Origin of the sequence: Brevibacillus choshinensis, assembly GCF_016811915.1 — a bacterium.
GTDB classification, from domain to species: domain Bacteria; phylum Bacillota; class Bacilli; order Brevibacillales; family Brevibacillaceae; genus Brevibacillus; species Brevibacillus choshinensis_A.
This window is the reverse complement of the sequence record NZ_CP069127.1, coordinates 1,414,325-1,429,202: the sequence shown is the minus strand read 5'-3', so window position 1 is coordinate 1,429,202 and position 14,878 is coordinate 1,414,325. Positions and strand designations below refer to the sequence as shown.

At 51.8% G+C, this 14,878-nt stretch carries 15 protein-coding genes; 4 read left to right on the top strand and 11 right to left on the bottom strand.

From position 1 onward, the window contains the following. Positions 1-8: 8 nt before the first annotated feature. Entirely contained in the window at positions 9-494 is a 486-nt protein-coding gene (nrdR, locus tag JNE38_RS07510) for a transcriptional regulator NrdR (protein WP_203355974.1), read from the bottom strand. A 138-nt stretch (positions 495-632) separates the two neighbouring features. Between nrdR and JNE38_RS07505 the strand changes: the two genes are divergently transcribed. Next, complete coding sequence (locus JNE38_RS07505) at positions 633-1,763, top strand: HD-GYP domain-containing protein (protein ID WP_203355973.1); 1,131 nt, start codon at positions 633-635, stop codon at positions 1,761-1,763. A gap of 53 nt (positions 1,764-1,816) precedes the next feature. Here the strand turns inward: JNE38_RS07505 and JNE38_RS07500 are convergent, their stop codons facing one another. The 5 genes from JNE38_RS07500 to polA all read right to left on the bottom strand — a co-directional run bounded on the left by JNE38_RS07500 (position 1,817) and on the right by polA (position 7,936). Further along, positions 1,817-2,863, bottom strand: a complete 1,047-nt coding sequence (locus tag JNE38_RS07500; protein WP_203355972.1) for a glyceraldehyde-3-phosphate dehydrogenase — start codon at positions 2,861-2,863, stop codon at positions 1,817-1,819. Positions 2,864-3,057: 194 nt separating this feature from the next. Then, the gene (locus JNE38_RS07495; protein ID WP_203355971.1) at positions 3,058-3,621 is read right to left on the bottom strand and encodes a lytic transglycosylase domain-containing protein; all 564 of its coding nucleotides are present in this window, start codon (positions 3,619-3,621) and stop codon (positions 3,058-3,060) included. Further along, entirely contained in the window at positions 3,618-4,226 is a 609-nt protein-coding gene (coaE, locus tag JNE38_RS07490; protein ID WP_203355970.1) for a dephospho-CoA kinase, read from the bottom strand. The genes JNE38_RS07495 and coaE overlap by 4 nt, the downstream gene beginning before the upstream one ends. Before the next feature lie 188 nt (positions 4,227-4,414). After that, positions 4,415-5,242 carry a DNA-formamidopyrimidine glycosylase gene (gene mutM / locus JNE38_RS07485; protein ID WP_203355969.1) on the bottom strand — a complete coding sequence of 276 codons (828 nt, stop codon included), beginning with the start codon at positions 5,240-5,242 and terminating at the stop codon, positions 4,415-4,417. A gap of 42 nt (positions 5,243-5,284) precedes the next feature. Continuing rightward, the gene (gene polA, locus JNE38_RS07480; RefSeq protein WP_203355968.1) at positions 5,285-7,936 is read right to left on the bottom strand and encodes a DNA polymerase I; all 2,652 of its coding nucleotides are present in this window, start codon (positions 7,934-7,936) and stop codon (positions 5,285-5,287) included. Between the two features lie 141 nt (positions 7,937-8,077). Here polA and JNE38_RS07475 point away from each other — a divergent pair, with 141 nt between their 5' ends. Then, positions 8,078-8,878 (top strand): divergent polysaccharide deacetylase family protein, encoded by an 801-nt coding sequence (locus JNE38_RS07475; protein ID WP_428993694.1) that lies wholly within the window; start codon positions 8,078-8,080, stop codon positions 8,876-8,878. Here JNE38_RS07475 and JNE38_RS07470 read toward each other — a convergent pair. Beyond that, entirely contained in the window at positions 8,855-9,586 is a 732-nt protein-coding gene (locus JNE38_RS07470) for an N-acetylmuramoyl-L-alanine amidase family protein (RefSeq protein ID WP_203355967.1), read from the bottom strand. The two genes, JNE38_RS07475 and JNE38_RS07470, sit on opposite strands and share 24 nt — an antisense overlap. Positions 9,587-9,712: 126 nt before the next feature. On the opposite strand from JNE38_RS07470, the gene JNE38_RS07465 reads away from it, so the two are divergent. Continuing rightward, on the top strand, positions 9,713-10,657 hold the full coding sequence (locus JNE38_RS07465; RefSeq protein WP_203355966.1) for a DMT family transporter: 945 nt from the start codon (positions 9,713-9,715) through the stop codon (positions 10,655-10,657). Continuing rightward, positions 10,620-10,763, top strand: a complete 144-nt coding sequence (locus JNE38_RS07460) for a hypothetical protein (protein WP_203357827.1) — start codon at positions 10,620-10,622, stop codon at positions 10,761-10,763. Before JNE38_RS07465 ends, JNE38_RS07460 begins: the two co-directional genes overlap by 38 nt. Before the next feature lie 138 nt (positions 10,764-10,901). Here the strand turns inward: JNE38_RS07460 and JNE38_RS07455 are convergent, their stop codons facing one another. From JNE38_RS07455 to JNE38_RS07440, 4 genes are read right to left on the bottom strand one after another with little or no spacing between them, the layout of a single operon-like run. Further along, entirely contained in the window at positions 10,902-12,476 is a 1,575-nt protein-coding gene (locus JNE38_RS07455; protein WP_203355965.1) for a DHA2 family efflux MFS transporter permease subunit, read from the bottom strand. A gap of 13 nt (positions 12,477-12,489) precedes the next feature. After that, complete coding sequence (locus JNE38_RS07450) at positions 12,490-13,713, bottom strand: efflux RND transporter periplasmic adaptor subunit (RefSeq protein WP_203355964.1); 1,224 nt, start codon at positions 13,711-13,713, stop codon at positions 12,490-12,492. A 5-nt stretch (positions 13,714-13,718) separates the two neighbouring features. After that, on the bottom strand, positions 13,719-14,378 hold the full coding sequence (locus JNE38_RS07445) for an HlyD family efflux transporter periplasmic adaptor subunit (protein WP_203355963.1): 660 nt from the start codon (positions 14,376-14,378) through the stop codon (positions 13,719-13,721). Positions 14,379-14,387: 9 nt separating this feature from the next. Further along, positions 14,388-14,816 (bottom strand): MarR family winged helix-turn-helix transcriptional regulator, encoded by a 429-nt coding sequence (locus tag JNE38_RS07440; RefSeq protein ID WP_203355962.1) that lies wholly within the window; start codon positions 14,814-14,816, stop codon positions 14,388-14,390. Positions 14,817-14,878: the final 62 nt, after the last annotated feature.

Sequence of the window (14,878 nt, the reverse complement as noted above, 5' to 3'; positions counted from 1 at the left end):
TATCTTTGCTATTCTTTGGAAAAAGGAGGATGGCTGTTTCGTGCCTGCGAGAGCAGCTCCTCCAGCTCCTTCATGAAGACACTGATATCCTTGAACTGGCGGTAAACAGAGGCAAAGCGAACGTATGCCACCTCATCGACATGGTACAAACGCTCCATGACTTTCTCCCCGACGTCATTGCTAGGAACTTCCGCCTGGCCGCAGCTGCGCAGTTCCCTTTCAATGTCATTGACCACGTTTTCCAGCACCTCTAGCGAGACCGGACGCTTCTCACAGGCGCGAACCAACCCGCGCAATACCTTCTCTCTACTGAATTCCTCCCGAGTTCCGTCTTTTTTGACAATCAGCAGGGGAGTTTCTTCCACCATTTCAAAGGTCGTAAACCGACGCTCGCACTGTTCACATTCCCGACGGCGACGGATGGATTTATTATGATTAAACGGACGCGAATCTAGGACTTTTGTCCCGTTATACTCGCAAAATGGACACCGCATCGCAACTATCAACTCCAGTATAGACAATACTTGTTTACAGTGTCCCTCAATTTCCCTGCAGAAGTCAAGTCAATCCTTGTACCTATTTAAAGCATATGTCGAATGGAGTACAATATGGGTACTGTTGGAGGGATTGGAATGAGGTTAGTATCTTTAAGACAAGTTCGGCCAGGAATGAAGCTGGGCCGTACCGTTTTCACCGAGGATGGAAAAGTATTGCTGGGTACGGGCATGGCCTTGACCGAACGTCTCATTGCGGGGCTGACGCGGTCCAAGATTGACGCAGTCTACATCGATGATCCGCGCACGGAAGACATCCAGGTAGAAGACGTCATCCGTCCCGAGACACGGCAAATCGCTGTGGAAGCCATCGAGAAAACGTTCAAACAGATCACCAACTCAAACAAGCTGGCACGGAAGATTTCGTTGATCGAAATGGGCCTGCACTTTCAGCGTGCCTTCAGTTCCATTCTGGATGACCTCTTGCTCAATAAACAAATGATCGGACATCTATCAAGCATTTCCTCCCATTCCCCGTCACTCTATCACCACTCGGTCAATGTGGCTGTGCTGGCTACCGCTGTCGGTATGTCTCTCGGCTACAATCGGCAAAGGCTGATGGATTTGGGGATCGGTGCGATGCTTCACGATATTGGAAAGCTTGGTCTTCCGGAAGGATTGCTGCTAAAAACGGAGCGCTGGTCTGATGAAGAACAGGAAATGGCCAAGCAGCACACGATGCTCGGCTTTAATATGCTTCGAAAGCAGCATGATATCTCTCTCTTGTCTGCGCACGTCTGTCTCCAGCACCACGAACGGCTGAACGGCAGCGGCTATCCCCAGGGGCTGCAAGGCAAACAGATCCATGAGTACGCGCAAATCGTCGGGATCGCAGACGTGTACGATTCGTTGACGTCACCACGTCCATGGCGAAAGCGGTACATGCCCCAGGATGCTCTGGAGTACCTGCTCGGCTCCGGCGGTCACTTGTTTGAGCACCAGCTGGTGAATGCCTTCATCAAGCACATCGCCGTCTTTCCGATCGGGAGCAGTGTCGTACTGAATACTGGTGAGGTAGGGGTCGTCAGTCGCGTGGACCCGGATTACTCTCACCGCCCAACCGTACGCATCTTAAAGGACGGACGTGGCAACGACGTCCTTCATCCTTACGATTTGGAGCTGAAAGAGAGCATCAAGCTGTTCATCGTCGGTTTCGAGGATGATGATTTGTTCCGGATGAACGAAATCGCTGACTCGACTCCTTCTTGAATCGAAGGTAAGAAAAACCCCTTTGCTGGACATTTCGCAAAGGGGTTTTGTTATTAGTTCACGCCAGCTGCAGCCGCTTCTTTTGCCGTCACTTTGTTGTGCAGCTCGGATACGTGGCGCACCAGGTCTACTACGCGGCAGGAGTAACCCCACTCGTTGTCGTACCATGCGATCACTTTCACTTGGTTGGTGCCCATTACCATTGTAGACAGACCATCCACGATGGAGGAATTGTCGTTGCCGTTGAAGTCGCTGGAAACGAGCGGCTCGTCGCAGAATTCCAGGTAGCCTTTCATTTCGCCTTCAGCAGCATCGCGCAAAACGCGGTTTACTTCTTCTAGGGTAACCGGCTTTTTCGTATTGATGACCAGGTCCACGACGGAAACGTTTGGAGTCGGTACGCGCAGAGCAAAGCCGTTCAGCTTGCCATTAAGCTCTGGCAATACTTTGCCTACTGCACGAGCGGCACCTGTTGTAGTCGGGATGATGGATTCACCGGCAGCGCGCGCACGACGCAGGTCTTTATGCGGGTTGTCGATGTTCACTTGGTCGTTGGTGATCGAGTGAATGGTTGTCATCAAGCCTTGCTCGATGCCAAATGCGTCATTCAGCACTTTTGCCACTGGAGCCAGGCAGTTGGTGGTGCAAGAAGCGTTAGAGACAATATGATGATTCGCATGGTCGTAGATGGAGTCGTTTACACCCATTACGATCGTTGCGTCTTCTTCTTTTGCCGGAGCAGTAATGACTACTTTTTTCGCGCCGCTCTGCAAGTGCTTGCCAGCGCCTTCGCGGTCCTTGAACTTGCCTGTTGCTTCTACGACGATTTCTACACCCAGTTCGCCCCAAGGCAGCTTGAGTGGGTCGCGGTCGGAGAGTACGATGGTTGGTTTGCCATCGACGAGGATCTTGTTGTCTTGTACTTCCACTTTATTTTGCAGGCGTCCATGAATGGTGTCGTATTTCAACAAATGAGCAAGTGTCTCCGCAGGATAGCTGGCGTTGATCGCTACGATTTCGATGTTGGGGTCCTGAATAGCGCGGCGGAATACCATGCGCCCAATACGGCCGAAACCATTGATACCAATTTTGATTGTCATATAGAAACCCCTTTCGCAATTGAGTTACGCTTATCTGATACTTTTATTATAATAAGTATGACACAATTATCAATGTGTTTTACTGAAAAATAAATATTTGGACGATTTCCCCCTCTTATTTTTCTCAATGTGTTTTGCTTTTAGCGTGACCAAACCAAGATAAAAGCCGCCCTCTTTTGGAAAGAAAGCGGCTTTCATTGCAAATCCTCATTGTATATGCTTTTATATCGATCATGGTAGTAGAGTACACGCTGTACATACTGCCGTGTCTCTCCGAACGGGATGTCCTCGATATGCTCCCGCTGCCCGCTCCACTGCTCACTTACCAGCCACCCGCTGACTTTCCCCGGGCCTGCGTTGTATGCAGCAATCACTTTGACTAGGTCGCCTTCATACCGATTGAGCAAAAAGTTCAGGTACCATGTCCCGATGTGAATGTTCATGACCGGATCGTACAAGTATTGGTTGTCCCTCGTCTGAAAACCGGCTTGCTCGACGATCCATGCAGCCGTCTCAGGCATGATCTGCATCAGACCGACTGCACCCTTTTTTGAGACGCGGTCTGTCTTAAACCCGCTCTCGGAACGGATGACGGCCAAAATCAGGTACGGATCAACCTGGTATTTCTGCGAAGCTGTAACGATTTCCCGCTGGAATTTGATCGGATACATCCACTTCCAGACGAGAGGAGTATTGAGCAGCAAAAAGACGCTCATCAAAATGAGCACAATAAACGCTGCCCGACGACCAGATTTCATGACTTCAACTCCGCTCGAATCACAGAAAGCAGCTTTTCGACCTGCCGCTCTGTTTCTTCTCTGGACGTGGAGTTGTCAATCAAAAAGTCTGCCTCTGTTTTCTTTTGATCGATCGGAAATTGGGCGCGCAACCGCTTCGTCGCCTGTTCTTCCTCTAGCTCATCCCGTTCCATCATCCGTGCGAGCTGCATATCTGGAGGTGCATACACGACGACAATCTTTTCCACCATGTACTGCAGCTTGCTCTCGAACAAGAGAGGGATGTCCATAAACACAATTTCCGCTCCGCCTGCTTCCGCTGCCTCGGCTTCTTTCCGCATGACACGGCGTACCTCGGGATGGACGATCGCGTTGAGCTTTTGGCGTTCGGCCTCATCGGAGAACACGACTTCCCCCAGCTTTTTACGGTCGATCTGACCATCGCTGAGTAAAATCTCCCGTCCAAAGTGGCGCACGATGGCTTCATAGGCAGGCTTGCCCGCTTCCACTACTTCTCTGGCAATTTGATCGGCATCGATGACAGGGATTCCCCGTTCTCGCAGCATCGCTGTCACCGTACTCTTACCCGTGGCGATTCCACCAGTCAATCCTAATATCATGCACATCCTCCTCTCCTAGAAAACTTGGCTGCGCCGAGCTTTTGGCGGAGCCTTAGTACCCAAAGGGCACAAGTCTCGCTACTCACTTCGTTCGAAGTCTCGCTATGTTGCACTTGTACTGGATAGGGACTTCCGGTTCCTATCTGTGCTAGAAAACTTGGCTGCGCCGAGCTTTTGGCGGAGCCTCATGGTCCCTACTTTTTCTGACACACGGGGCAAATATGGGTGCCCCGACCTCCCACGACAAACCTGACAATTTCCGCCCCGCAGTTGACACAAGGCTCATTTTTTCGCCCGTACACCTTGAGGGATTGCTGGAACATGCCCATCTCTCCCTGTCCGTTTACGTACGATTTGATCGAGCTTCCCCCTTGGTCTACAGCTTCCGACAGCGTAGCCACGATGCTCGCATGCAGCGCAGCGACCTGCTTTTTGGTCAGCTTGCCCGCTGGACGCTCCGGATGAATCCCGGCCAGAAAGAGTGACTCGTCCACATAAATATTCCCCAGTCCAACAATACATTCCTGGTTCAGCAGCAGCGGCTTGATTTTTGTGGGACGGTCTTTTAACAGCTTGCGCAAAACCTCCGGCGTAAAGCTCTCATCCAGCGGCTCAACTCCCAGCTTGGCGAGTGGCCCTGTGGTGGTTTCCACCCCCAGCGGGTACAGGTCCATCGTGCCGAATTGACGAACGTCCCGATAGCGGAGCTCCGTCCCATCCGTAAAGTGGAAAACGACGTGGGTATGTTTTTCCACAGGTTCGTCTGCCTGATACAGGCCGTATCTCCCTTCCATTCGCAAATGGGAGATCAAGACGTCCCGATCCAGGATAAATTGAATGAACTTCGCGCGACGTTTGATCGCATGAATCGCCTGTCCCGCAAGCTGCGACTTAAATTCCTCTATGTCATCGGGTGTGCGGATGATTCTCGGCAAGAGAACGCTCACCCGCTCGATCTGCTTGCCGACAACCAATCCGCTCAGTGTCCGGACAACGGTTTCTACCTCTGGCAATTCCGGCATATGCCTCCTCCTCTCGCTGTCTGTCTTTCGCCTTCTGATTGCCTATTTTGCATCGTACCAGCTGTGTCCGAAGTTCACGTCTGCCTTCAGCGGCACCTGCAGCTCAAGTGCGCTCTCCATGACCTGCGGCACCAGCTGTTTCATCATTTCCAGCTCGTCCTGCGGCACCTCGAACACCAATTCATCGTGCACCTGCAGCAGCATGCGGCTTTTCAATCCCTTTTCCTGCAGCGTTTCCTGCATGCGGATCATCGCCAGCTTGATCACGTCAGCTGCCGTCCCCTGAATTGGCGTGTTCATTGCCGTACGCTCTGCAAAGGATCGCAGGTTGAAGTTGCTGCTGCGAATGTCAGGCAGGTAACGGCGGCGGTTCAGAAGCGTCGTCACATAGCCGTCCTGCTTGGCCTCTTTGACGATGTCCTCCATCCATTGCTTGACCCCCGAAAACACGGAGAAGTAACGTTCGATGAATTCTCCCGCTTCTTTACGGGTAATATTCAGGTTCTGCGACAGTCCGTAGTCACTGATTCCGTACACGATCCCGAAGTTGACCGCCTTGGCCTGACGGCGCATCAAGGAAGTCACTTCATCCTCGCCCACACCAAATACGTCCATGGCTGTGCGCGTGTGGATGTCCATCCCGTTGCGGAAGGCGTCAATCAGGTTTTCGTCACCCGATATGTGCGCGAGAATGCGCAGCTCGATCTGGGAGTAGTCCGCCGCCAGCATGTACCAGCCATCCTCGGATGGGATAAAGGCTTCGCGAATTTTGCGCCCCTCCTCCATCCGGATCGGGATGTTCTGCAGATTGGGCTCGGTGCTGGACAAACGCCCGGTCGCCGTCGTCGCCTGATTGTACAGCGTGTGCACTTTGCTTGATTTCTCGTGAATCTCCTTGGTCAGGCCCTCGATATAGGTAGACCGCAGCTTGCCCAGCTGGCGGAACGTCAAGATCGCATCGATGATCGGATGGTACGGTGCCAGCTTCTCCAGAACATCAGCGCTGGTGGACGGCCCCGTCTTGGTCTTTTTCAAAACAGGAAGGTCGAGTACATCAAACAGGATCTCGCCCAGCTGCTTCGGCGAGTTGATATTAAAGGTCGTTCCCGCCAGCTCGTAGATCTGCTTCGTCAGATCCTCCAGCTTGGCATCCAGCTCGATTCCCATTTGGGCGAGGCGATCGCGGTTTACCTTGATCCCTTGTCTTTCCATCAGAGCGAGAACCATGCTGAGCGGCGCCTCGAGATCAAAGAGCAGCTCATTCATCTGGTTTTCCGCCAGCTGCTCGCGCAATACCGGGACGCTTTGCCAGATGGCAGCAGATTTATGGGCGACATGCTCACTGAGTACATCGACTTCCGGCAAAAGCCGTTTTGCCCCTTTTCCGTATACCTCTTCGTCCGAGCGCACACGCACCTTGGCGTACTGTGACGCGATCGAATCCAGCGTCGGATTGCTTTCGGTCGCATTCAGCAAATAAGATGCCAAATAGACGTCGAAACCGATGCCCTGGATAGCGCGCTCATGCCACTCCAGTCCAACTGTGTCTCGCTTGCCATCAAACACCCATTTTTCCTGAGAACCATCTGCAAGCCACTCGCAAAACGCATTCCAGCCTTTTGCCACATCCCATGGAACGTACAGATTTACGCCTTCTGCTGACAGCCCGAAGCCAACGATCGGAGCATGGTGGTAGTTGTCTCCATCCATCTCCACGTAGACTGCCATCGGTGAGGTCAGCTTTTCCGCAAATTGATCGACATTGTCTTCGGACAGGACCTCAAATTCGAACGGAGCCCCAGGGGCAGCCTGTCCGTCACCCTCTGCCGGCGCGTCCACTTTGATTTTGGAGAGCAAGGACTTGAATTCCATCCTTTTAAAGAACTCGCTCAGCATCATGCCGTCATAACCGGAATACCCGGTTTCCTGCACATCCAACTCAACAGGCGCTTCTCGCAAAATGGTGGCCAAATCTTTGCTCATCTTGGCCTTATCCACATTCTCGCGCAGATTTTCCTGCAGCTTTTTGCCGGACACCCGATCAATGTTCTCCAAAACTTGCTCCACAGAGCCGTACTCGTGCAGCAGCTTGAGGGCTGTCTTTTCACCGACTCCCGGAACACCCGGGATATTGTCCGACGTATCTCCCATCAGCCCTTTGAGATCTATAATTTGCAGCGGAGCGAGTCCGTACTTTTCCTGAATTTCCTGCGGGGTGTACAGCTCGATCTCACTGACACCCTTGCGTGTCAATGCCACGGATACATGCTCCGATACGAGCTGGAGCATATCCTTGTCACCTGTAATGACGGTCGTTTTCCAGGCCTGCTCATCTGCCGTTTTGGTCAAGGTGCCGATAATGTCATCTGCCTCATAGCCTTCCAGCTCAAAGCGCTTGATGGAGAAGGCGTCCAGCAGCTCGCGTATCAGAGGAAACTGCTCGGACAGCTCCGGCGGCGTTTTTGCCCTTCCCCCTTTATAATCGGCATATTCGGTATGGCGGAACACCACTTTGCCCGCATCAAACGCAACCATGATATGAGTCGGTTTCATTTCCTCCAAGACCTTCAGCAGCATGGTCGTGAATCCCAACACAGCATTGGTATGCAATCCTGCCGACGTGGACAGAAGCGGCAACGCATAAAACGCACGATTGGCGATACTGTTCCCATCAATCAACACAAAATGGCTCAAGCAATCCGACCCCTCTCGTTACAAAACTACTATCTTTAATCGTAACATAGTGGAGACATCGAAACCAGTCTGTGGATATCGTCGGGCAAAGTGACAAACGCTAGGGGAGACGAAGAGTAAATAGGAAAGGAAGGCGATTCCATGCATTGGATCACACGAAAAACGTATCTCTCTCTCTTCGCTGCCGCTGCATTCTTCCTGATGACGAGCTCGTCGGGGCTAGCCTCCCCCATCACGCCGGCTCCGGAAACGAAGCCGGCAAAAAAAGCGATTGCCTTTGTCATCGATGATTTTGGCAATAACATGGCAGGCACAGAAGAAATGATGTCACTCCCTGTTCCGCTGACCGTTGCAGTCATGCCTTTTATGCCGAGCACCAAGCAGGATGCCGAGCTCGCGCACAAGAAAGGACATGCCGTCTTCGTCCATATGCCGATGGAGCCCAATAAAGGGAAAAAATCCTGGCTCGGCCCGGGTGCTATCACGACTGATCTTTCCGATGAAGAAATCAAACAGCGGGTGCAAAAGGCGATTGACGATGTTCCGCATGCGGTCGGAATGAACAACCACATGGGCTCGAAAATCACCGCGAATGAACACATCATGCGCATCATCATGGGGGTCGTCAAGGAACGGGGGCTCATCTACCTCGACAGCAAAACCACAGATAAGAGCGTTGCCACTAAGCTCGCCGAAGAAATGGGGGTTCCCCACACTGAAAACCAAATCTTTCTGGACGATGTTTACTCTGTCCCGCACATCACCCAGCAGATGGAAAAGGTGTACAAACAAATAAAAACGCATCCCAGCTGCGTTTCGATCGGTCACGTCGGACCTCCTGGGAAGAAAACAGCCTCCGTTCTGCGCCAGTACATCCCGCGTATTCAGAAGGAGGCCGAGTTCGTCACCATTTCCCAATTAGTTCAGCATCCGCTCAACTAATATCTTCCAAAAGCTTTCTTCGACATTCCCCTCCATTTTCAAGTTACCGGTAAGGGTCGCATATTCGCTCACAGCTATTTTGATAGCCTGAGCGATTTTTTCTTGTCCCCTCGGATCAGTCAGCATGCTTCTGTCTCCAGCATTACTAATGAATCCCATTTCCACGATAACCGTCGGGCAGTAGCTGTGCTTGAGCACGTAGTACGTTCCCCCTTTAATCGGCTTTTCATGGGTGTTTTCCAGGCGATTAAGGGAGTCCTGCAGCAGCTGAGCGAGCATGTAGCTCTGCTCATTGCTTTGGTACAGCACCACCGGGCCGCGTCTGCGGCTGTCTTTCGACCAGTTCACATGCAGGCTGATCATCATCTGGGGAGCGAGCTCCTTGGCCAGATTTTTGCGCTGCGCAAGGTCACGGAGATGACGGGACCGCGTATTCAGCCAACGATTTTCCTCACTGAGCGCGATGTCTTCTTGGCGGTTCAGAGCCACGCGGTAGCCCGCATCCGTCAACTGCTGATAGAGACGCTTCGCAACCTGAAGATTAATGTTTTTTTCATGCAATTCGCCAAAAGATGTTCCTGAATCAACACCTCCATGTCCAACATCGATTAGGATGTTGATCGGGGTAAGGGGGATCGCCTTGCTGGGGACGGGAAAACAGGCAGTCCACACGATCATGGCTGTGAGTAAAAGGATATATTTTTTCATGCTTGTAGGATTTCCCGATTGAAAGCAAACCTTTCAGCCAACTGGGTAAGCATAACATTGTGAATTTTCCAGCCTGACGTTACAATAGACATCATCGTGACTTCCCCCATACAAGAAGGTGCACTCATGGAAAAATCGTTGGAAAAACCGCTGTTCCCCCCTTATTTGGCATTGTTTTTGGGGGTAGTTGCCGTATCGACTTCGGCCATTTTCGTCAAACTGTCCGATGCGCCCGCTCCGATCATCGCGACGTATCGACTCGTGTTCTCGGTTCTTTTGACTCTACCTCTGCTGGCATGGAACCGCGGTGCCATGGCGGAGATCGGCAAGCTGTCCAAAAAAGTATGGCTGCTGTGCATCCTGTCTGGCGCCTTTTTGGCCAGTCATTTTCTGCTCTGGTTTGAGTCTCTGAACTACACATCTGTGGCCAGCTCGACTGTCCTGGTCACACTGCAACCCCTCTTTGCCTTCATCGGAGGATACTTTTTCTTTGGAGAGCGGGTACGCTTGCTCGCCCTGACCGGCGGATTGCTTGCGATCGTAGGGAGCTTCGTCATTGGGTGGGGAGACTTTCGGGTTGGCGGCATGGCCTTATGGGGTGATTTCCTCGCCCTGCTCGGCGCCGTGACGGTTACCGGTTACTGGCTGGTCGGGCAATACGTTCGACAGCACATGTCCTCGTTTGCCTACACGCTGGTCGTGTACTCGGCAACCAGCATCATCCTGATCGGCTACGATCTGGTGCTGGGCTACTCATTGACCGGATACCCGGCTGCAGACTGGGGATGGTTCTTCTGTCTGGCCCTGTTCCCGACTTTGCTCGGCCATTCCATCTTCAACTGGATCATCAAGTGGATTAATACGACGACTATCTCGATGGGCATTCTCGGAGAGCCCATCGGAACGGCGATTTTAGCTTACTTTATCCTAGGTGAAGTCGTCACTTTGCCACAATGGGTCGGCGGACTGATCATCATCGCTGGAATCTACCTCTTTATCCGTTACAATCAAGCCGCCAAAGGAGTGACAAGCGTTGAACAACCAGCAACAGCCCCGGAAAAGCTTGCGTGAGTACGTAAAAGGACTCAGCGTCTGGTCCAAAATCGGATGGACGATCTTGCTCGGTTATATCGTGGGTCGCATCGTCTATTGGATTGCCAAAGTCATTTCATCCTGAAAGAATCAGCAAAACAGCCCTCCTGTCGTCTCACGCCGAACTCAGGAGGGCTGCTTCTTTATCAACCGTTTCTGTGGCAGAAGAAAACCCCGCTATCCATCAAGCGGGGTTTTCCATTTAGCTTCGACAGCACATTTATCAAGCCGCCGGTTTTTGTTCAGTTGGAGCTTCAGGTCCTTTTTTCGGCTTTTTATGCAGGAAATACAGGAGCGGAATCGAGATGACGATCGGGATCGCCGAGATCAGGAAGGTATCGCCAATCCCCTCGACCAGCGCCTCTTTTGCCAACATCCCATAGAGAATCGTACTCGCTCCACCGGTTGCGCTGGCAGCATCCACTCCCACTTGCGTGTACAGCCCAGACAGCCCGGCAAGTAATTGTGTAGCTACATCTGTATTCATATTGTCGGTGATGACGGCCATATGGAAGGTTTGGCGCGTTTGCATGATCACAGTAAGAATCGCGATCGCAAACGAGCTCAATACTTGCCGCAGCACGTTGGAGAGCGGGGATGCATCCCCTACGCTCGCACGCGGTACCGCGTTCATCCCGACCGTAGACAATGTCATCATGCACAATCCGATACCGAGCCCACGGATGGTCAAAATCATGTTCATCCAGGAATGCATGCTGTCTGATGCCAGATTATGCAGTTCATAAGTAGTTACACTCATGATCGTCAATCCGATGAGACCGATGGGGCCAATCCCGTATTTGTCCATCAGCTTCCCGCTGACCGGCATCATCAATGCCATCGCAATCGACTGCGGCATCAGTAAAAGACCGGACTCCATGGCCGTCAAGCCCTGGATGTTTTGCAAGAAGATCGGCATCAGGAAGATACCGCCCATCATCCCCATCATGACAAAGCCAGATGTCAGGATGCTGATCGAGAATACCGGGATCTTGAGCAAACGCAAATCCAGCAACGGCTGTTCCTTGCCGAGCTCCACCCAGACAAACAGCGCGAGGCTCATGATGGCGATAAAGAAGAGCGATACGATAAAGAAAGAGGTCCAGCCCTCTGCCTGCCCTTTACTGAAGGCGAGCAGGAGACAGCCGAAGCCGACGATCGCGAGAAAAGCTCCCTGAAAGTCAAATTTAAGATCTGGCTTTTTCGGTGTTTCCTTCAGCAAAACCATCGACATGATGACCGCGAAAATCCCAAACGGCACACCAACCAAAAACAGAAATTGCCAGCTTAAAAACTCAATCAGATAACCGCCCAGCGTCGGCCCGAGAGCAGGCGCCGTCATCGAGGCAATCCCGAAAATCCCCAGTGCCATCCCGATCTTTTCACGCGGAACGATCATGTAGATCATCGACATCCCGATCGGCATGATCATACCGCCGCTCACGCCCTGGATGACGCGGAATGCGATCAAGGATGAATCGCTCCATGCCAGCGCACATAGTACAGATGAGGCGGTAAAGGACGTTAGTGAAATCACGAAGATTTTTTTTGCTCCATACTTTGCTGACAAAGAACCGCTCATCGGGATCATGACGGCGTTCGCCAGCATGTATCCCGTCAGTACCCACTGCATGGTGTCCGTTGTCGATCCAAAGATGTTCACCATGGTTGGGAGGGCAACGTTGATCAAACTGTTGTTCAGGATCGCTACGAAGGTTCCGGAGAGGATAGCGAGAAGGGACAACCACATTCCGCCGCTTCCGCTTTTATCCTCTTTCTGTGCCACCGCTTCCGCCATGTCCTCACCCCCGTTAGTTTGCGATCACCTTAGTGCCCTCAGCCAATTTGTCTGTCGGATTCAGCACTACTTGATCGTTGTCGTTTACGCCTGCTGTCACGGTAGTCCAGTCACCGCTGGCATTCGTCACAGTAACCTCTACTTGATGGACTACATCGTTGTTCAGCGTGTAGATGTATTGCTTGCCGTCTTTTTGCAGGACAGCTGCCGTTGGCACTTTGGTTCCTTGTTCAGCCTGACCTTGCAGCATCACTTCTGCTACCATACCCGCGCGAAGCATTCCGTCTTGGTTTGGCACCCGGATTTTGACAGGGAAGGAGCTGCTGTTGGCATCAGAGATCGGGGAAACGAATTCTACGTTCCCTTTCATCACTTTGCCTCCCAGGCTGCTCACTTTCACATCGACGGAAGAACCCACTTTGACATTGTTAATCTGCTCTTGCGGTACGCTTGCTTCCACCTTGACTTCATCCATTTTCACCAGGACGAGCAATGGGGAGCCTGCTGCAGCCATTTCACCCGGATCGAGGTTGCGCTTGGCTACGATACCGGAGATTGGCGCACGGACGATCGTGTTGTCGTAGTTGCTTTTTGCCAGCTCCAGGCTGGAGTTCAGTCGGCTTACTTCCGCTTGCAGCGCTGCCACGGTGTCGGAAGTCGGGCCTGCTTTCGCCAGATCGTATTGAGCTTGCGCCTGGGCAAGACCGGTACGTGCTTTTTCCAAATCCAGCGAGTTTTTCTCCAATTCGGCAGCCGACAATGCACCTGAGTCAAAAAGTGCCTTCATGCGGTTGTAGTTGCTCTCCGCTACCTTCAGGCTCGCTTGTGCTTGCTCGACTGTGCTGGCGAGCTGCTGCAGCTGCTCATTGCGGGCACCTGCCTTGGTGTCTCTCAGTTTTGCCTGTGCACCGGCGATTGCTGCCTGTGCCTGAACGATCTGCTGCTGATAATCTGCGGCTTCCAGCGTCACCAGGACTTGGCCTTGCTTCACCATAGAACCTTCGTTTACGTTCACCGCAGCCGCTTTTCCGGATACTTTGGATACGACCTGAATTTCTTCGGATGCTGCGATTTTACCGCTGGCAATCACACCTGTTTGGGAAGAAGTCACCTTCCATGTTTTCACCACCGGAATGCTTTCGTCCGTCGTAGCGGAAGACGAGTCACTGCAGCCCGCCGTAATCAAGGAAACGGCAGTCAACACGGCGCCGATTGTTTTCCAATGCTTGTTTCTCATCTTTATTACATCTCCTTCACGTGCACTTTGATCTCAACGTTCAGACCGGCGGCCAGGTGCAGACCAGCGGCATCATCAATAGCGATTTTGATTGGGATCCGTTGGGTTACTTTGGTAAAGTTACCCGTTGTATTCGTAGCAGGCAGCAGAGAGAAAGTCGAGTTTGTCGCTTTCCCGATCTCCATCACATGACCACTCAGCTGCTTTCCAGGGTAAGCATCGACAGTAAAGTCTACTTTTTGGCCCAATTTCAAACGTTCGATCTCGGTCTCTTCCAGGTTAGCGGAGATGTAGAGCTTGCTTTCATCAATCACGAGAGCGACGGAAGTCCCTGTGGAAACGACCTCTCCCTCTTTAGCTTGGGTCTTGATAACAGTTCCTGTAATCGGAGCGCGCAGTACGCTGTTTTCGAGCATGTTTCCTGCGACGTTTGTCGTATCTTGCTGTCCTACGATTTGATCCGCAACTACCGCATCGCCATCTTTTACAGCGAGTCCGGTCAATTTGCCTGTCATTTTGGGCATGACCCGATAAATATCGCCCGTGATCCGTGCATCTTGTGTCGTCACATAGTGCGCACCTTGATACCAGTAGTAGTAACCAATGCCTCCGCCACCCACCACGAGCAGGAGCAAAATGACATACAATACCAGTTTTCGCTTCATGGTTTCTCCTCAGCTTTCTATCTCTTCTAGTTTGGTAACCAACACTTCCAAAGAGTTAATAATGTTATTGAGTTCTTCTTCTGAAAAGCTGTTAAAATGCTGCTTGTAAAATTCCCCGGATAAAAGATCAACCTTTTCGAACAGTTCCGATATCTTCTCTGTTTTCCGAATCCAGACAACCCGGCGATCGTTTTCATCCCGGATTCGTTCCACCAATTGCTCTCTCTCCAGGCGATCAATTATGCCAGAAACAGTGCTATACGAAAGGTCAACAGCCTTGCTGAGCTGCCCGATTGTCTTAGGCTCCATGCTAATTTGCCGAATGACAACCAGTTGCGGTACAGTTAGCCCGTATTTGCACAGCTCTTTTGTAGCCATTGTGCCGAAAGTTTTATTTAAACGTTTCAGCAAGTCCCGGATATGCAATGGTTTGTTCATGATGCACTCCTTTCCTACATAATATTTCGTACGCGAAATTTTATCACACGAAACACTATACG